Source organism: Allobosea sp., from assembly GCF_036675845.1.
Classification (GTDB): Bacteria; Pseudomonadota; Alphaproteobacteria; order Rhizobiales; family Beijerinckiaceae; genus Allobosea.
In genome coordinates, this window is sequence record NZ_JAKFED010000062.1 from 1 (window position 1) to 17,426 (window position 17,426).

Annotated in this window: 12 protein-coding genes and 1 pseudogene; 4 read left to right on the forward strand and 9 right to left on the reverse strand. The window is 66.8% G+C overall.

The features are described 5' to 3' along the window. Positions 1 to 416, reverse strand: a pseudogene (locus V6M56_RS07155) (hypothetical protein); the annotation flags it as partial. A 430-nt stretch (positions 417 to 846) separates the two neighbouring features. Here V6M56_RS07155 and V6M56_RS07160 point away from each other — a divergent pair. After that, entirely contained in the window at positions 847 to 1,752 is a 906-nt protein-coding gene (locus V6M56_RS07160; RefSeq protein WP_332682443.1) for a cell wall hydrolase, read from the forward strand. 34 nt (positions 1,753 to 1,786) lie between these two features. On the opposite strand, the gene V6M56_RS07165 is transcribed toward V6M56_RS07160, so the two are convergent. The 7 genes from V6M56_RS07165 to V6M56_RS07195 all read right to left on the reverse strand — a co-directional run bounded on the left by V6M56_RS07165 (position 1,787) and on the right by V6M56_RS07195 (position 11,124). Then, the gene (locus tag V6M56_RS07165) at positions 1,787 to 3,634 is read right to left on the reverse strand and encodes an ABC transporter ATP-binding protein (RefSeq protein WP_332682444.1); all 1,848 of its coding nucleotides are present in this window, start codon (positions 3,632 to 3,634) and stop codon (positions 1,787 to 1,789) included. A gap of 19 nt (positions 3,635 to 3,653) precedes the next feature. Beyond that, positions 3,654 to 4,595: an ABC transporter permease gene (locus V6M56_RS07170; protein ID WP_332682445.1), complete on the reverse strand. Its 942-nt coding sequence runs from the start codon at positions 4,593 to 4,595 to the stop codon at positions 3,654 to 3,656. Beyond that, positions 4,561 to 5,520: an ABC transporter permease gene (locus V6M56_RS07175; protein WP_332682447.1), complete on the reverse strand. Its 960-nt coding sequence runs from the start codon at positions 5,518 to 5,520 to the stop codon at positions 4,561 to 4,563. Before V6M56_RS07175 ends, V6M56_RS07170 begins: the two co-directional genes overlap by 35 nt. A 146-nt stretch (positions 5,521 to 5,666) precedes the next feature. Then, positions 5,667 to 7,454, reverse strand: a complete 1,788-nt coding sequence (locus tag V6M56_RS07180) for a peptide ABC transporter substrate-binding protein (protein ID WP_332682449.1) — start codon at positions 7,452 to 7,454, stop codon at positions 5,667 to 5,669. A 608-nt stretch (positions 7,455 to 8,062) separates the two neighbouring features. Then, positions 8,063 to 8,830, reverse strand: a complete 768-nt coding sequence (locus tag V6M56_RS07185; protein ID WP_332682451.1) for an enoyl-CoA hydratase/isomerase family protein — start codon at positions 8,828 to 8,830, stop codon at positions 8,063 to 8,065. A 25-nt stretch (positions 8,831 to 8,855) separates the two neighbouring features. Continuing rightward, entirely contained in the window at positions 8,856 to 9,800 is a 945-nt protein-coding gene (locus tag V6M56_RS07190) for a hypothetical protein (RefSeq protein ID WP_332682452.1), read from the reverse strand. Positions 9,801 to 9,822: 22 nt separating this feature from the next. Continuing rightward, entirely contained in the window at positions 9,823 to 11,124 is a 1,302-nt protein-coding gene (locus V6M56_RS07195) for an NAD(P)/FAD-dependent oxidoreductase (RefSeq protein WP_332682453.1), read from the reverse strand. A 181-nt stretch (positions 11,125 to 11,305) separates the two neighbouring features. On the opposite strand from V6M56_RS07195, the gene V6M56_RS07200 reads away from it, so the two are divergent. Beyond that, entirely contained in the window at positions 11,306 to 12,892 is a 1,587-nt protein-coding gene (locus tag V6M56_RS07200; protein WP_332682454.1) for an aldehyde dehydrogenase family protein, read from the forward strand. A gap of 14 nt (positions 12,893 to 12,906) precedes the next feature. Next, positions 12,907 to 14,250 carry an aspartate aminotransferase family protein gene (locus V6M56_RS07205; RefSeq protein ID WP_332682457.1) on the forward strand — a complete coding sequence of 448 codons (1,344 nt, stop codon included), beginning with the start codon at positions 12,907 to 12,909 and terminating at the stop codon, positions 14,248 to 14,250. Here V6M56_RS07205 and V6M56_RS07210 read toward each other — a convergent pair. Next, entirely contained in the window at positions 14,242 to 15,150 is a 909-nt protein-coding gene (locus V6M56_RS07210; RefSeq protein WP_332682458.1) for an IclR family transcriptional regulator, read from the reverse strand. The two genes, V6M56_RS07205 and V6M56_RS07210, sit on opposite strands and share 9 nt — an antisense overlap. Positions 15,151 to 15,392: 242 nt before the next feature. Between V6M56_RS07210 and V6M56_RS07215 the strand changes: the two genes are divergently transcribed. Next, a complete protein-coding gene (locus V6M56_RS07215) occupies positions 15,393 to 17,417 on the forward strand; it encodes an FAD-dependent oxidoreductase (RefSeq protein ID WP_332682459.1) in 2,025 nt (674 codons plus the stop codon). Positions 17,418 to 17,426: the final 9 nt, after the last annotated feature.

The following is a 17,426-nucleotide window of genomic DNA, read 5'->3' on the forward strand; positions in this document are numbered from 1 at the left end:
TTCAGCTTCATCGTATCGACGAGATAGAGATTGCTCGTGCCGCGGCCGGCTGTCGCGAACATCCGGGAATCGGGCGACGGTACGCAGCCATGGATCGAAATCGCGCCGTGATAGAGCGGCTTCTGGACCATCTCGCCATGCGTCGGGGTGACATTGCCGGTCACGAAACGGAAGGGAGGGCGCGGATCCTCGTCGAAGCTGGTCAGGTTCACCGTCGGCAGCAGCGCGTCCGACACCGGATCGATCACGCTCAACGTGTTGGAATCTTCATTGGTCAGGAAGACGCGGTCCCCGGCGCGCGGACCCGTCCCCGTGGCCTTGCCCTGCGCTTTCGCCAGACCTGAGCTCAGCGCGACCGCCGTGGCCCCCTGGAGCACTGCGCGACGGCTCGGCTCGTTTGGATTTCTGCTCGACATGTCCTGCTCCTGGTTGAGCAGGTGAGATGCGCCGGCGCGCCGATTATTCCGCCGACAATTGCCGCCTCACGCTTCCGTGATGGACGGCGTCCGGGCCGTCCTGTCGAGCCCGTAGCAGGAACACGGCGGCTGGAGCTCCTTGTGATTGCACGCAACCTCATCCTTCGAGACGCTGCTGCGCAGCGCCTCAGGATGAGGGTTCCATTCTCGAGCGGTCTCTACGAGATTCGCTGGATAAGACCCTCCATGATGGGTGTCCGTGAGCAGGAACAGGCCGACAGCCTCGCCACGTTGATGGCCAGGTAGCCGTCGCGCACCTTTGCCTCTTCCTTCTCAAATTAACTTTCTGTTAAGAGTTTCCGGATTCCTTTCCGGTGACTACGGTCCGCCGCCTGCGGCAGCCCAGATCCCGTAATCAGGAGATTGCCGCATGAAGCGGACCGTGATCGCTACCAATGCTGTCCGTTCCATCGGAAGGAGCCGCTACGACCGCAAGGCGATCCCGCTTCTGATTTCACTGGCCGCGCCGGCTCTGGGCGCCTGCAGCATGTCGCCTGTCGAAACCGCTTCGATTGCTGCCCCCGCGGCAAAGCAGCCCCACGAGACGCGCAAGCGCGCCATCGCCCTGGCGAAGGCCGATCCGCGTGAGAAGGAATGCCTCGTCCGCGCGATGTATTTCGAATCGAACCGGTCGAGCGATGCGGGTCTGCTCGGCGTCGGCACGGTCGTGATGAACCGGGTGGGATCGCCGCGCTATCCCGAGACGATCTGCGGCGTCGTCGGCGCACCCAAGCAGTTCGCCGCCGGCGTGCTGACCCGCAAGATGGCTGCACGCGACCTGCCGAAGGTCGAGGCCGCCGCGGAAGCCATCCTCAACGGGCGGCGCAACGAGGCTGTCGGAAACGCCAAGCACTTTCATATGGCCGGCCTGCGTTTTTCCTACGCCAACATGCACTATGTGACGGTGGCAGGCGGGAACGCCTTCTATGTGAAGGGCGAACGGCCCGAGCGGCATCGCATCGAGGAGCCGAGCTATCAGCTCGCCGCGGTCTCCACGCCCGCGCCAGTCGCCGCCACCGCCTCGACAGTGCCGACATCCTCCGCGACCGCGCCGCTGGCCTTCGCACCGGACACTCCGGCGCCGGCAGCCGCCGCGCCCGCAAGTGCGGCCTCGAATCTCGTCGACAATGCGCCGCTGCCGCCCAGCCGGCCGTTCGATCTCGACCTGCCCAGGAAGATCGCACGGACCTTCACCGCGCCGCCGCGGAGCGACGCCCGTCTAGCTGCGCTGATGCCCGACTCCCGCGGCCTTCGCGGCAGCCTGCCGCTGGACTGACCCGCACTGAGGCGGTTGCATCCTCATTGCGCTCTCATGCCACCTTGGTGATGGCCGGCGGCGCCCACTCCTGGCCCCAGATCATCACGGCGTGGCCGGGCGAGACCTCGCGATACTGACGGGCGGGCGGGACATAGTCGGGCGCGCGCACCGGGCTGCGGATCTCGTCGTTCGAAACCGGCCGCTTCTCATGGCGTCTCGCTGGATCGGCGACCGGCACGGCGGCCAGCAGCCGTTTCGTGTAGGGGTGCTGCGGATTGCCGAAGATCGCCACGCGCGGACCGATCTCGACGATTTCGCCGAGATACATCACCGCGACGCGATGGCTGACGCGCTCGACCACGGCCATGTCGTGCGAGATGAAGAGATAGGCGAGCTTCATCCTGGCCTGGAGCTCGAGCATCAGGTTGATCACCTGCGCCTTGACCGAGACGTCGAGCGCCGAGACCGCCTCGTCCGCGACGATCAGGCGAGGCTCGACCGCCAGCGCCCGCGCGATCGCGATGCGCTGGCGCTGGCCGCCCGAGAACTCGTGCGGGAAGCGGCTCGCCATGTCCGGGAGCAGCCCGACACGATCGAGTAGGTCAGCGACCTTCTCCTGCGCCTGCTTGCGATTGGCGAGCTTGTTGATCAGCAGCGGCTCGGCAATGGCGGTGCCGATGGTCATGCGCGGGTTCAGGCTGGCGAACGGGTCCTGGAAGATCATCTGCATGCGGGCACGACGCTGGCGCAGCGTCGCCTGGTCGAGCTTCAGCACGTCCTCGCCGGCGAGCAGGACGGAGCCGGCGACCGGCTCGATCAGCCGCATCACCGAGCGGCCGGTCGTCGACTTGCCGCAGCCGGATTCGCCGACCAGCGCCAGGGTTTCGCCCGTTTGCAGGCTGAACGAGACGTTCTCGACCGCATGGACCCGGCCGCTGATGCCGCTGAGCAGGCCGGAGCGGATATCGAAGCGCGTCGTCAGGCCGCTGACCTCGAGTACCGGCCGCTCGGAGGCCGCAACGGTGTCGGGCGTTTCGCTCGGCGTGTCGGAAAGGCCGGTCGCCCGGTCGACCACGGGGAAGCGCATCGGGCGCGTTCGTCCCGTCATCGAACCGAGCTTCGGGACGGCGGAAAGCAGCGCCCGCGTGTAGGGATGCTTCGCACCGGAAAAGAGCTCGGCCGTCGGCGCACGCTCCACCGCCTCGCCATTGTACATCACCACGGTGCGGTCGGCGATCTCGGCCACCACGCCCATGTCATGGGTGATGAACAGGACCGACATGTCCTCCTCCTCCTGCAGGAGCTTGATCAGCGCGAGGATCTGCGCCTGGATCGTCACGTCGAGCGCCGTCGTCGGCTCGTCGGCGATCAGCAGCTTCGGCTTGCAGGCCAGCGCCATCGCGATCATCACGCGCTGGCGCATGCCGCCGGAGAAGCGGTGCGGATAGTCGTGGAAGCGCGCCTTCGCCGCCGGGATGCGGACCTTCTCGAGCAGGCGCACCGTCTCGGCTTCGGCGGCCGCGCGCGACAGCCCGCGATGCAGTATCAGCGCCTCGGCGATCTGGAAGCCGATGGTCAGGACCGGGTTCAGCGAGGTCATCGGTTCCTGGAAGATCATCGCGATCTCATTGCCGCGGATCTTGCGCATCTGCGCCTCCGGCAACGTCAGGAGCTCCTTGCCGCCAAGCTTGACCGAGCCCTCGATCCGGCTCGACCCCTGCGGCGTCAGCCGCATGATCGAGAGCGCGCTGACGCTCTTGCCCGAGCCGGATTCGCCGACCAGCGCCACCGTCTCCTTCGGCGCGATCTCGAAGGAGACGTCGCGAACCACGGGCCGCCAGATACCCTCGACACGAAACGCGGTCGTCAGGTTGGAAACGGAGAGGATGGGGGAGCTCATCGCATCGCGTCCTGTCGCTTCAGATGACGCGGCGAGGGTCGAGCGCATCGCGCAGGCCATCGCCGATGAAGTTGATCGAGAGCACCGTGAGGAAGATCGCGGCGCCGGGGAACAGGGCCCAATGCGCGGCGGCGTCGAGCTGGTCCTTGGCGTCGAACAGCAGGCGGCCCCAGGTCGGGATATCGGGCGGGAAGCCGAGGCCGAGGAAGGACAGCGTCGATTCCGCGATGATCGCCGAGGAAACCTCGATGGTCGCCGCGACGATCACCGGGCCGATCGCGTTGGGCAGGATGTGGACGACCATCTGGCGCATCTTGGTCGCGCCCTGGGCTCTCGCCGCCTCGACGAACTCCTTCTCGCGCAGCGAGAAGAACTGCGCCCTGACCAGCCGCGCCACCGGCATCCAGCGCAGGCCGCCGATGACGACGACGATCAGCAGGAAGACCCCGCCCTCGACCCCGAAGAGCGCCTTGAGCTGCTCGCGGAACAGGTAGATCACCAGGAGCAGCAGCGGCAGCTGCGGCAGCGAGAGGAAGAGGTCGGTCAGCCACATCAGGAACGGATCGAGCCAGCGGCGCGACATGCCGGCGAGCGCGCCGACCACGACGCCGACGACCGTCGCCACCACCATTGCGGCGAGGCCGACGGCGAGCGAGATGCGCCCGCCATACATCATCCGGGCCAGGAGATCCTGGCCGAGATCGTCGGTGCCGAGCGGATGCGCCCAGGACGGGCCCTGCAACTGCGCCGAGAAATCGATTTCGTTGATCGGCACCGTCCAGAACCAGGGGCCGACGATCACCCCGAGGATCAGCAGGCCCAGCACGACCGCGCTGGCCATGGCGAGCCGGTGCCGCCGGAAGCGGCGCCAGGTCTCGCGGCCGGGCGAGACGGCGACGGGCCGGCCGACCGCTGCCGCGAGCGGCTCAACGGAAGGAGATGCGAGGGTCGAGCCAGCCATAGAGCAGATCCGCGATCAGGTTGAAAAGGATGACCAGGCAGGCGAAGACGAAGGTGACCGCCATGATCACCGGCGTGTCGTTGGCGAGGATCGCCGTGATCAGCAGCGAGCCGATGCCGGGAATCCGGAAGATCTGCTCGGTGACGATCGCGCCGCCGAACACCGCCGGCATCTGCAGGGCGACCAGGGTGACGACCGGGATGAGGGCGTTGCGCGTGACATGGCGCAGCGTCACCGTCTTCTCGCCCAGCCCCTTGGCGCGGGCGGTCGTGACGTAGTCGAGCCTGATCACGTCCAGCACGGCCGAGCGGACATAGCGGGTATAGGACGCGGCCTGGAACAGGCCGAGCACGGTGATCGGCATGATCGCCTGGCGGACATGCTCCCAGTACCAGCGCCAGCCGCTGGCGGCGATGTCGGAGCGGTAGACGAAGGGCAGCCAGTCGAGCTTGATCGAGAACAGCAGGATCAGCAGCAGGCCGGTGAAGAAGGTCGGCAGCGAGAAGCCGACGAAGGCGAGCGTGTTGGCGATCTGGTCGAAGATCGAATAGGGCCGCGTCGCCGCGTAGATGCCGACCGGCAGCGCGATCGCCAGCGCCAGCAGTTGCGACGTGCCGACGATGAAGAGCGTGACCGGCACGCGCTGCAGGATCAGCGTATCGACATCGATGCGGCTGGCGAAGGAGAAGCCCCAGTCGCCCTGCGCCATGGCGGCGAGCCAGCGGAAGTAGCGGACCATCACGGGGTCGTCGATGCCGAACTTGGCGCGCAGCGCCATCCGCACTTCGGGCGGCACGTTGGGATTGGTCGCCAGTTCCTCGAACGGGTCGCCCGGCGCCAGTGCCAGGACGGTGAACAGGATGAGGCTGATGCCGAGCAGGCTTGGAATGGCGATGAGCAGTCGCCGTAGCAGGTAGCTGACCATGAGTGGATCTCTCTGGGCACGCGAAGCGGTGATGGAGGCGGACCGCGATTGCCTGCGGTCCCCCATCGACGCCCGATGACGCCGTCAGGGCGGCGCCGGGCACAGCCATCCTCCGCGGGGGCCTCCCGCGGAGGATGCGCTTGCGTTCAGCTGCGATACCAGCTCGCGAGGCTCCAGACGTCGCTGTCCCAGCCGCTATAGTTCGGTGTCAGGGTGTTCGCCGCCGCCGCGACGCGGGTGCGTGACAGCAGCGGCAGGATGACGTTCGCTTCGCAGAAGATCTCGTTGACCTTGATCAGCAGCGCTGCGCGCTTGGCCGGGTCCAGTTCCTTCTGCGCCGCCTTATAGGCCTCGTCCGCCTCCTTGCTGGAGTAGCGCGAGACGTTGCGGCCGAGCCATTTGTTCTCCTTGGTGGCGATCTCCCAGGAGACGAACTGGTTGAGGAAGCGCTCCGGATCGGGCTGCGGCTGCGTCGTGGTGTACATCTCCATGTCGACATAGAGCTTGGTATAGGTGTCGGGATTGGCGATGTCGGAGGAGAAGAACACCGACGCCGTCACCGATTTCAGCTCGAGGTCGATGCCGGCCTTCTGGCAGGCCTGCTTGATGATCGCCTGCGTCTTCTGGCGGGGGGCGTTGATCGAGGTCTGGAAGACGTATTTGAGCTTCTTGCCGTCCTTCTCGCGGACGCCGTCGCCACCGCGCTTCCAGCCGGCCTCGTCGAGGATCTTGTTCGCCTTGTCGATGCTGAACTCGTATTTCAGCTTCGTCGACTTGAACATCTTCGGCTCGTTGACGAAGCTCGCCGTCGCGGTGCCGCCGCGGCCGTAGATGAATTTCTGGATCGAGTCGCGGTCGATCAGCAGGTTGATCGCCTGGCGCACGGCCGGGTCGCTCAGCGTCGGATGCTTGGTCTTGACGCTGGAGCGCTCGCCGTCGACCTCGGTCCAGGGGTCGGTGGTGTTGAGGATGATGAACTCGATATTGCCGCTCGGCACCGCCAGAACGCGCCCGCGCCCGCCGCTCTCCATGCGCTTGAGGACATCGTCCTCGACCTGCATGTTCCAGGCATAGTCGAACTCGCCGGTCTGGATCACCGCGCGCGCCGCCGAGACGGCGTCGCCGCCGCCCTTCATCTCGATCGTGTCGAAATGCGGCTGGTTCTTCACATGGTAGTCGGGGTTGCGTTCGCCGGTCAGGATGTCGCCGGGCTTGAAGTCGACGAACCTGTAGGGGCCGGTCCCGACCGGCTTCAGGTTGGCCGGCGCCTCGCGCGACTTGCCACCCTTGTAGTCGCCGAAATGATGCTTGGGGATGATCATCCCGGCGACGCCGACGAAGGCGTCCGCCCAGAAGGGCTGCGGCTGCGCGAAGATCACCTTGACGGTGTGGTCGTCGACCTTCTCGACCTTGATGTCCTTGTAGGAGCCGGTCGTATAGGCGGCGGTCGCCGGGTCGAATGCGTATTCCCAGGTGAAGACGACGTCGTCGGCGGTGAACGGCTTGCCGTCATGCCATTTGACGTCGCGCTTCAACTTCCAGGTGACGGTCTTGCCGTCCTCGGAGAGCCCGCCATTGGCCTTGGAGGGCGCCTCCGCCGCCAGGCAGGGGATGAGGTTGCCCTCGGCATCCCAGCCGGCCAGAGGCTCGTAGAAGATGCGGGAAGCCTCCTGATCCTTGGTGCCGCTGGCGAAATGCGGGTTCAGCAGCGTCGGCGCCTGCCAGAACAGGAGCTTCAGCGGCCCGCCGCCGCCGGCCTTGGTCGGCTTGTAGCCGCTCGCCGGCTGCGCCATGGCAACGCCATGCCATGCCAGGATCTGATTTGCGATCGGCGCCGTGACGCCGATGGCGGCCAGTCTCCGGATGAAGGAGCGGCGCGACATCGCGCCCTGCTTAACACCCTCGGTCAGCTTGCGCAGGTCTTGCTCGTCCATACTCATCCCCTTCGCTGACATTGCTCGGATCGATCCGAATGGGGCTTTTCGCCCTGCTGCTTTTTTGTCGTCGGCCCGCCCAGCAAGGCACGCGCCACAAAAAGCGTCAACGGGGGGTGCGAGGAGACGATGAGGAACCGACGCTATGGATCAGGCCGAACGCGCTCGCAGATGCCGGCGCGACCCTGCATTTTTGGCTTGGCGTTCGCTGTAGCACCGCGGCCCGATTGATCGCGGCGGTACCGACATCGTCGTGTTCGGGACCGTCATGTCGATCTAACGTGGAGGCCGAGGATGACGTTTGAACCAGATGCGGGTCGTCCCGGGCGACCGAAGGGAGACCCGGGACCCATGCCGGAGCCTTCCCGATCAGCGCTCTGGCAGGGATGCGGATCTTCGCTTCGCTGCGTCCGGGATGACGCCGCGATGGATCCCGAAACCTGGAGCACGCGCCGATCAGGTTGATTCAACCTGATCGGCGCGTGCTCTAATGTCTTGAAATGTTTCGTATCATTGTCGGCCCGGCTCTCAGGATGAGGGCTGTGTGAAAGCTCAAACGGTCCCCAACAGGCGGGTGGCCAAGCGGGCCGCGCGGCGATTTGCGCCCATCAGCGAGACGACACCTTCTTTGCGAGGAATTTTTCCATCATCCTTGCCGGCTCCCCGGTCTTGTAGGCCTCGCGCTGGATCCGGATCCCGGCTTTCATGCAGTCTTCGTAAGCCGCCTGCGTCGACTCGCGGAAGCGCGCTTTGGTCAAACGCATCGCGACCGGCGGCTGGTCGGCCAGAAGTTCCGACAAGGCCATCGCTTCATCCAGCACCTTGTCGGCGGCGACCAGCTTGTTGATGACGCCGATGCGCTCGCACTCGTCGGCGTTCATCATCCGGCCGGTCAGCGTCAGGTCGATCGTGCGGGCGAGGCCGAGTATCTCCTTCATGATCCATGGGCCGGTGCTGCTGGGGATGCCGGATTTGATTTCCGGCTGGCCCATCTTGACGCCGGCGTGGCCGATGCGGAAATCGGCGAGCAGGGCGATCTGGAAGGCGGATCCCGCGGCGAGCCCGTTGAGCGCGACGACCAGGGGTTTGGTCAGGGAGCGGATCTGATCGTAGAGGCGGTCCCATTCGTGCATCCAGCCTTCGGCCCCGTCTTCATCGAAGGTCTTCGTCTCGTTCAGGTCCTGCCCGGCACCGAAGGCCCGGTCGCCGGCCCCGGTGAGGATGATGGCGCCGATGGTCGCGTCGGAATCGAATTGCTCCAGGGCCTCCATCAGCCGGCCGCGCATCGGCCGATGCCATGCATTCAGGATATCCGGCCGGTTCAGGGTGATGATCCCCACGCGCCCGCGCCGTTCCGTCAAGATGAAGTCCGTCATGAAATCCTCTCCCGTTAGAATGCGATCACGCGGCGGCCTGGAGCGATGGCAGCCGATCCAGGATCAGCGCAGTGATCGCCATCACGCCGACGATATTGCCGGGGTGGATGAGCACGATGCGCTCCTTTGCGTCCTGGCGCGGAGGGCGCTGGCCCGTGACCAGTTCCGGCAGCTCGCTGTCATAGCTGCCGCCATAGCGCAGGCGCCCTTCGGCATGCTGGACCGCGGCCTGGGCTCGATCGTCGCTGATGACGCGGTCGAATGCTTCGAAGCCGTCGCGCCAACTGCGCCCGAGATCGACCGCGCTGACGAAGGCGCCGGGCGAGACCCAGGACGGCTCGAGGAAGGGCACGAGATGGGGCCCGCTCGGCACCGTCGAGACAATGATGTCGGCGCCGCTGATGGCGGCCTCTGCGTCGCCCGTCACGCTCGCCTTGAGGCCGCTGGCAGCGATTTCGCGGGCCAGCGCTTCGGCATTGGCAGCCGATCTGCCGAGGATGCGCACCTCCTCCAGGGGAAACAGCCCCCGCAGGGCCGCCAGATTGACGCGCGTCTGCAGGCCGGCGCCGATAAAGGTCGCAATCCGGCTGTCGGCGCGCGCCAGGGCCTGCGCGGCGAGCGCCGTGACTCCAGCCGGCAGCATCGTCGAGGTGAAGGAGCCGTCGACCACGGCTCTCGCCGTGCCGCGCTCGTAGTTGGTGACGAGCTGGTAGCTGCGGTAATGCGCCTCGCCGGGAGCGAGGTTTGCCGGCGGCGCGCCGAGGATGCTGTGGAAGATGCCGAGATTGCGCTTCGGCCAGGCGGCGAGCGTGCTGATCTGAAAAGCGCCATCGGGCTGGCTGACGGTCGATTTCGGCTTCATCGCGATTTCGCCGGCGCTGCTGGCCTGGAAGGCCTGTCGCAGCGCGTCGACCAGCATGGCATCGTCGAGATGCAACGCATCGATTTCTTCTCTGGCGATGAAGCGCATTCGGGGAACTCCCTGGCGGTGCTCAGCGAAACAGGCGGTCGCGCAATGCGTAGGCGCGGACCATGAGGGGGAGCAGGGCATTGCGCGCTGCCGTAAAGCTCATCGCCGGCAGCGGTCGGTCGAAGGCGGAATTCTTGTCATCCTGCTTCATGATCTTCAGCGCGACGCGGTGGCCGAGCCAGGTCGACATCGGGATCCCCGTTCCGCAGCAGCCGAGCACGTAATGGACGCCCTCATCCAGGCCCATATGAGGAACCCAGTCCGAGGTGACGGCGAAGCGTCCGGCCCAGCAATGAGAGACCTTGATGCCACGCAGATCCGGGAAGCGTTCGGCGAAATAGCCGAACATCCGTTCGGCCTTCTGCTCGAGACCGCCCTCGCTGCGCCCGGCCCGGCCGGAGATGATGAAGCGCCGGCCATTATCGCTGGGCGCGATGTAGTTGATGATCTTGTAGGTATCCGAGACCGGTCCTCCGATGGGCAGAACCCGGCTCATCATCTCCGGCTCGACCTCTTCCGTTGCCAGGCCATAGGCCGGGATCACGACCAGGCGGCGGGCGAGATCACGGAAGCGTCGCGGCCCGAACCGGACCTCGGCATTGATCGCGAGCAGGACATGATCGGCGGAGAAGCTGCCACCCGGCGTCTCGATCTCGAAACGCGCGCCATTCTGCCGGACGTCGGTGACGGGCGTATTCTGGCGAATGGACGCGCCTGCGGCCTGGGCTGCGGTCGCGATTCCGCGTTGCAGCAGGGCAGGCTGCAGGGTCGCGGCGCCGGCAATCCGGATGCCCCCGAAGAAGGCGTCGGAGCCGACCTGGTCGCGCTGATGCTCGCGCGAGACGAGCTCGACCGCCCCCATGGTCGCCTGCAGGCTGGGGAGCGATTTGCGCTGGCGCTCGAAGGCGCGCGGAGAATGCGCGGCGATGAAGCGGTTGACGACCTTGAGACCGCAGGCGATCTGATATTCGCGGATCAGGTCGGCGACGAATTCCTTGGCCTCCCGGGCTTCGGTGTAGGCCGCGAGCGCGGCGCTGCGGCCATACAGGGCTTCCAGTTCGCTCAGGCTCGCCTTGGGCACGTGGCCCAGGGAGCCGGCCGCGCGGGCGGCCGCGCCGCTTCCGATCGTCGTCGCCTCGAAGACGGTGACGCCACGCCCCGCGCGAGCCAATGTCAGCGCCGCCGAGAGGCCGGCGAAGCCTCCCCCGATGACGGCGACTTCCACATGCCGCGCGCTCGGCGGCGGGATTTCGGCGAATGGCGCCAGTCCGTCGGTCCAGTAGGGCTGCGTCGTGAAGTCCGCCGACAAGATGTCGTTTCGCATCGGAATGGGCTCGTGGCTTATGAGGATGCCCGGCGAGGAGGATCGCTTGACGTAGCTCTATAAAGTAGACAATATCGAAATACAATACCTCTCTGCGAAGCGACGGAGCGCCGGGACAGCTCGCAGGAGCCGCAGGCAGGTGGGGTTTTCAGGCGGATTCATGGGGAATGAGGAGCGACGCATGACGATCTCGGCGGCAACACGGGACGCGCTCCCGCGGGTGACCTACACCAACATCAACGCTGACTTCACGGGCCTGCAGGCCATGCTCGACACCGAGATTCCGGCCTTCCGCGCCAGGCTCGGCGGCGTCATCCCCAATCTCATCGGCGGCCGCGAGAGCACCGAGGGCGCGCGTTTCGAGATGCGCAGCCCGATCGATTCGGAAATCCTGCTCGGCACCTGCTTCGAGGCCTCGCCTGCGGCCGTGGCGCAGGCGATCGCCGCGGCGCGCAAGGCCTTCCCGATCTGGTCGCGCGTGCCGTGGGAGGAGCGCCTGCGCTTGCTGGAAGGGGTCGGCTCGCGGCTGCGCGCCATGCGCTTCGAGCTCGGGATGGCCGCACTGTTCGAGGTCGGGAAGTCCCGCTTCGAATCGGTGGGCGAAGCCGAGGAAGCGCTCGACATGATCCCGTTCTATGCCGGGGAGATGCGCCGCAACGAGGGCTTCCATCGTGGGCTGACCTCGGCCATTCCCGGCGAGACGGGCAGCACCCGGCTCAAGCCGATCGGCGTCTTCGGCATTGTCGGGCCGTTCAATTTCCCGATCGCGGTTCCGATCAACATGATCTGCTGCGCGCTGATGACGGGCAACACCGTGGTCTACAAGCCCAGCCAGGGCGCCGGGCTGACCAGTTCCCTGTTCATGCGCTGCTTCCTCGAGGCGGGCCTGCCGGAGGGCGCGGTGAACCTCGTCTGCGGCGGCGACGAGACCGGCGCCGCCCTGATCGCCGGCGCCGTCGATGGCGCCGCCTTCACCGGGTCGACCGCCGCCGGCCGCGACATCCATGCGAAGCTGACGACCGGCGGCTACGTCAAGCCGGTCATCGCCGAGATGGGTGGCAAGAACCCGACCTATGTCACCCGCTCGGCCGATCTCGACGTCGCGGCCGAGGGGCTGGCGCGCTCCGCCTTCGGGCTCCAGGGACAGAAGTGCAGCTCCTGCGAGGTCGCCTTCGTCGACGACGCGATCTACGACGACCTGCTTTCGCGTCTGAAGCAGAAGACAGAGGCGATGAAGGTCGGCAATCCCGAGGAGCGCGACGTTTTCGTTGGGCCGCTGATCAGCGAGGATGCCGGCGCGCGGTACGCCAGGGCCGTAAGCGATGCGCGGGCCGGGGGACGGATCGTCTTCGGCGGCAACCGCCTGTCCTCGGCGCCGTTCGACCGCGGCGTCTATGTCGAGCCGCTGATCGTGGAGGGGCTCCCCGGCGATCACGCCCACGTCAAGCGCGAACTGTTCCTGCCCTACGTCACCCTGCAGCGCTTCAGCGACCTCAAGGATGCGATCAGCCGCGGCAATGCAGTCGATTACGGCCTGTGCGCGGGCTTCTACGGCCGCGACCAGGCCGAGCTCGACACCTTCCTCGATCAGGCGGAAGCGGGCGTCCTGTATGCCAACCGGCGTAGCGGCGCGACCACCGGCGCCTGGCCGGGGATCCAGACTTTCGGCGGCTGGAAGAATTCCGGGCTGACCGGGAAGAACGGCTTCGGGCCGCATTATCTGCCGCTGTTCATGCGCGAGCAGAGCCACACCCTGATGGCCTATTGAGGCTGCGAGCGCCGATGTCCCGTCTCGTCCATCGCAATCTCAAGCGCAGCTATCCTCTCGCCGTTTCGGGCGCGGGCCTCGAACTGCGCGCCGGCGACCAGCGTTCCTATCTCGACGCCTGCGGCGGGGCGGCGGTCTCCTGCCTTGGCCACGGCCATCCGCATGTCATCGCCGCGATGGAGCGCCAGCTCCGCTCGGTCGACTACGTCCACACCTCGTTCTTCTCGACCGAGGCGGCCGAGCGGCTGGCGGACCATCTGGTCGCGCGGGCGCCGAAGGGGATCACCCATGTCAGCCTCGTCAGCGGCGGCTCGGAGGCGATGGAGACGGCGCTCAAGCTGGCGCGCCAGGCCGCGGTCGAGCGCGGGGAGGCGGGCCGGGAGATCGTGATCTCGCGACGACAGAGCTATCACGGCAATACGCTCGGAGCGCTTTCGGTCAGCGGCAACGTCAATCGGCGCCAGCTTTACGCGCCCCTGCTTTTCCCCGCCCGGTTCATCGGGCCCTGTTTCGCCTTTCGCTATGCCGAACCGGGGGAAAGCCTGGAGGCCTATGGCGCGCGCGCCGCGGCCGAGCTCGAGGCGGCCATCCTCGAGGCCGGCCCCGATTCCGTTCTCGCCTTCGTTGCCGAGACCGTGGTGGGGGCGACCAGTGGCGCGGTTGCCGCCGCTCCCGGCTATTTCCGGCGGGCGAGGGAGATTTGCGACCGCCACGGCGTGCTGCTGATCCTCGACGAGGTGATGTGCGGCATGGGGCGCACCGGCACGCTTCACGCCTGCGAGCAGGAGGGGATCGCTCCCGATCTCATGACGATCGCCAAGGGGCTCGGCGCCGGCGCCGCCCCGATCGGCGCCGTCCTCGTCGGCGCGCGCGTGCACGATGCCATCGCCGGCGGCTCGGGCATCTACCAGCACGGCTTCACCTATATGGGCCACCCCCTCGCGGCCGCGGCCGCGCTGGCCGTGCAGGAGGTGATCGAGCGCGAGGATCTCATCGCCAATGTGACACGGCGCGGTGCGGAGTTGGCCGCGCTGCTGGACGAGCGGATCGGAAGCCACCGCCATGTCGGCGATATTCGCGGGCGCGGCCTGTTCATCGGCATCGAATTCGTCGCGGACCGGCAGACAATGGCGCCGTTCGCTCCCGCAATGAAGGTGAACCGGCTGGTGCAGGATGCCGCTATGGCGGAGGGGCTCATGGTCTACGCCATGAGCGGCACGATCGACGGCGTCAGCGGAGATCACGTCATGCTGGCGCCGCCTTTCACGATCGATGGCGCGGCGGTCGAGGCCATCGTCGAGCGACTGACGCGTGCCGTGGCGGCTGCGATGACGCCCGAGCTCGCGCGATCAGCCTGATCCGGCGCGGGCCTTTGCGGATTTGCCGGGCGCAGAGACGGGTGCGGCAGGCATCTGGTGAAACCACGGGTGGCCGGCGCCGCCCTGCGCTTGCGAGACCGCCCGTGCCGTGTCGATCACCAGCGGGACGAGTTCCTGCTCTGCGCGCTCGGTCGACCAGCGTGAGTTCGGCACCGAGACGTTGAGAGCGCCGATCGGCTGGTTCTGCCCATTGAAGATCGGCGCCGCGATCGAGAGCTCGCCGGAATAGCACTGCTCGTCGGCGATCGCGTAGCCGAGCCCGCGGATTTTCTTGAGCTCGCGCAGCAGGCCGGTCCGGCTGGCGATCGTCTTGGGCGTGAACTTCCGCAGATTCGAGCGGTCGATGATCGTGGCCGCGGCACCGTCTTCGAGGAAGGCCAGTATCGCCCGTCCCGGCGCGCAGGCATAGGCCGGCACGCGCATCCCGAGAAAGATGTCGACCGAGATCACGAAGCGCCCTGGCACGCGCGCCACGTAGACGACCTCGCTGCCGAGAAGCTCGGTGATGTTGAGGGATTCGCCGCAGACCCGGTTGGCTTCGTAAAGCAGCGGCATGGCGTATTCCAGCAGCTTGTCGGTCTGGAGATAGGCGAAGCCGAGTTCGAGCACGCGCGGCGAGAGCGCATATTTCCGCGTCGCCTCGTCCTTGCGCAGGAAGCCGAGCGCATGCAGCGTGAAGGTGAAGCGCTGCACCGAGCTCTTGTCGAAGCCGCTCGCCGTGACGATCTCGCTGAGCCCCATATTGCGGCGCTCGCGATCGAAGACCCGCAGGATCTGCAGCCCCTTTTCGAGCGAGCCGACGAACAGGCTGGATTCGCGGGCCTTGTTTGTCTCCTCGTCGTCTTCCCGCCAGGTCGGGGCGGCTGGCTTGCTGCTCATCGTCGAACTGTCTCGCGTCACCGCTCTGACGAACTCGCCGGCTGGATCGGAACCGGCGAGTGCGCCCTGCGGACTATGGGGACGCTCCGGAAGGGAAGTCCATCCGCATGGCGCCGTTCCCCGGTTTATGCGCTGCTTCGGGCGCGCTGTCGAATATCGCATAAGAATTAGAAAAATTTCTTTACGATACCTCCAACTTCTGAAACGATGAAACTCGGACAAGGCGGGGCGTCAGCGCCTCGATGGAGTCCTGGCGCTGGGAGGCAGCCGTGAAGCCGCACGCCGAGGTTGTGGTCGTCGGAGGAGGGATCATCGGCTGCGCGCTGCTCTACGAGCTGACGCGGCAAGGCCTGAGCGATGTCGTCCTTCTGGAAAAGACGGAGCTGACGGCCGGAACGACCTGGCACTCCGCCGGCCATCTCGTGGTGCTCGAGAACAATCCCGCGATCGCCCGCATCAACGCGCTGAGCTTCAACATCTATGCCGGTTTCGAGGAGGAGACCGGTGAATCGGTCGGCCTGCATGCCTGCGGCAGCCTCCAGATCGCGTCCACGCGCGCCCGTCACGAATGGCTGGAGAAGCTGCTGCCCAAGATGCAGGCGCTTGGCCATTTCTGCCGCATGGTCGGCCCCGACGAGATGGTGGCGCTATTCCCGCTGCTCGAGCCGGACGGCTTGATCGGCGCCTCCTGGGCGCCGGGGGAGGGATATATCGATCCGAGCATGGCGACCCAGGCCTTCGCTCGCCTGGCTCGCGAGAAGGGCGCGCAGATCCACCGCCAGACGCGGGTTACCGGACTGTCGCGCAATGCCGGAAAATGGCGGGTAGAGACGACGAAGGGCGCGATGACCGCCGAGCATGTCGTTCTTGCGACCGGCATGTGGGTGCCCGAACTGCCGCGCACGCTCGGCATCTCGTTGCCGGTGCTTCCGGCAGAGCGGCAATACATCGTCACCGACGACATGCCCGAGGTGAAGGAACTGGAGCGCGAACTGCCGATCCTGCGCGACTACGACGCACCGCTCTACTTTCGCCAGGAGCGTAACGGCTTGATCATGGGCGTGCACGAGCCGCATACGCCCTACTGTTTCGTCGACGGAATCCCCGAGGATTTCGGGCAGGAGCTTCTGCCGCCGGATCTCGATCGCGGCGAGGCCTGCATCGCGGCCGGGATGCGCCTGCTGCCGGCATTCGCCCAGGCCGGCGTCAAGCGCGTGATCTGCGGTCCGACCAGCCGCACCGTGGACTTCAACGGCCTGATGGGTCCGCTCTGGAACCATCGGAACCTCCATGTCCTCGCGGGCTTCAGTGCGGGGGTCGGCCAGAGCGCCGGCGTCGCGCGGCTCATGGCGGAATGGATCGTGCGCGGCGAGCCGAGCCTCGATGTCGCGCCCATCGACGTCGCCCGCTTCGGCCCCTTCGCCACCTATTCCTACATGCGCCAGTGCCTTGGCGAAGCTCATACCTATGGCTCCATCGAGGTGGGAAAGGACCGGGCGGCGGGCCGGCCCGCCCGCACCACGCCGCTTTATCATCGCCAGCATGGAGGCGGGGCCGTCTTCGTCGCCCGCGCCGGCTGGGAGTGCGCCGCCTGGTTCAGGAGCGAGGGCGTCGCGACGCGAGAGCAGGCCGTGGCGGTCGAATGCAAGGCCGCCATCGGCGGGCCCGTGCTCGCCGACAGGAGTGCCAGAACGCTGATCGAAGTTGCCGGCGCGGCTGCTGCGGCGCTGCTCGCCCGCCTGGTCGGGGACCGGATTCCATCGGAAGCCGGCGAGGTTGCGGAAGCGCGGCTCGCCTTGCGCGGCTCCGACCGCTCCATCCCGCTCGCGATATGCCGCACCGGGCCGCACGCCTTTTCGGTCTCCGCCGAACCCGAGGCCGAATTGCGATTGCTGTCGCGCCTGCAAGCGCTCGCGCACGAGCCCGAGGCTGTCGCGATCACCAATTGCGGGGGGCGGACAGGCCTGCTGCTTCTCGCCGGCGCGGGCGCGACCGCTCTTCTCGAGGCGATCGCGACGCGTGGCTTCGATGCCGCGGGCATTTCTCCCGGGCGTCGCCAGGCTGTCGATCTGGGCTTCGCTCCGACATGGATTCGGCGCCTGAGCGAAAATGCAGAAGCGTTCGAGATCGAGACGCCGAGCGAATACCTGATCGGGCTCGATCACGCCTTGCGCGAAGCCGCCGGGCCAGGCGGGCTCACGGACATCGGAACTCTCGCGGCGGACGCGCTGCTCGAACGCTGCAGCGCGATGTCTGCCGCGGCCTGACCACGCGCT

What these genes read in the sequence shown, in the direction of transcription:
- V6M56_RS07215 (WP_332682459.1), top strand. Translation starts at nt 15,393, where the DNA reads ATGGAGTCCTGGCGCTGGGAGGCAGCCGTGAAGCCGCACGCCGAGGTT.
- V6M56_RS07200 (WP_332682454.1), top strand. Translation starts at nt 11,306, where the DNA reads ATGACGATCTCGGCGGCAACACGGGACGCGCTCCCGCGGGTGACCTAC.
- V6M56_RS07195 (WP_332682453.1), bottom strand. Translation starts at nt 11,124, where the DNA reads ATGCGAAACGACATCTTGTCGGCGGACTTCACGACGCAGCCCTACTGG.
- V6M56_RS07210 (WP_332682458.1), bottom strand. Translation starts at nt 15,150, where the DNA reads ATGAGCAGCAAGCCAGCCGCCCCGACCTGGCGGGAAGACGACGAGGAG.
- V6M56_RS07160 (WP_332682443.1), top strand. Translation starts at nt 847, where the DNA reads ATGAAGCGGACCGTGATCGCTACCAATGCTGTCCGTTCCATCGGAAGG.
- V6M56_RS07180 (WP_332682449.1), bottom strand. Translation starts at nt 7,454, where the DNA reads ATGGACGAGCAAGACCTGCGCAAGCTGACCGAGGGTGTTAAGCAGGGC.
- V6M56_RS07205 (WP_332682457.1), top strand. Translation starts at nt 12,907, where the DNA reads ATGTCCCGTCTCGTCCATCGCAATCTCAAGCGCAGCTATCCTCTCGCC.
- V6M56_RS07190 (WP_332682452.1), bottom strand. Translation starts at nt 9,800, where the DNA reads ATGCGCTTCATCGCCAGAGAAGAAATCGATGCGTTGCATCTCGACGAT.
- V6M56_RS07175 (WP_332682447.1), bottom strand. Translation starts at nt 5,520, where the DNA reads ATGGTCAGCTACCTGCTACGGCGACTGCTCATCGCCATTCCAAGCCTG.
- V6M56_RS07170 (WP_332682445.1), bottom strand. Translation starts at nt 4,595, where the DNA reads ATGGCTGGCTCGACCCTCGCATCTCCTTCCGTTGAGCCGCTCGCGGCA.
- V6M56_RS07165 (WP_332682444.1), bottom strand. Translation starts at nt 3,634, where the DNA reads ATGAGCTCCCCCATCCTCTCCGTTTCCAACCTGACGACCGCGTTTCGT.
- V6M56_RS07185 (WP_332682451.1), bottom strand. Translation starts at nt 8,830, where the DNA reads ATGACGGACTTCATCTTGACGGAACGGCGCGGGCGCGTGGGGATCATC.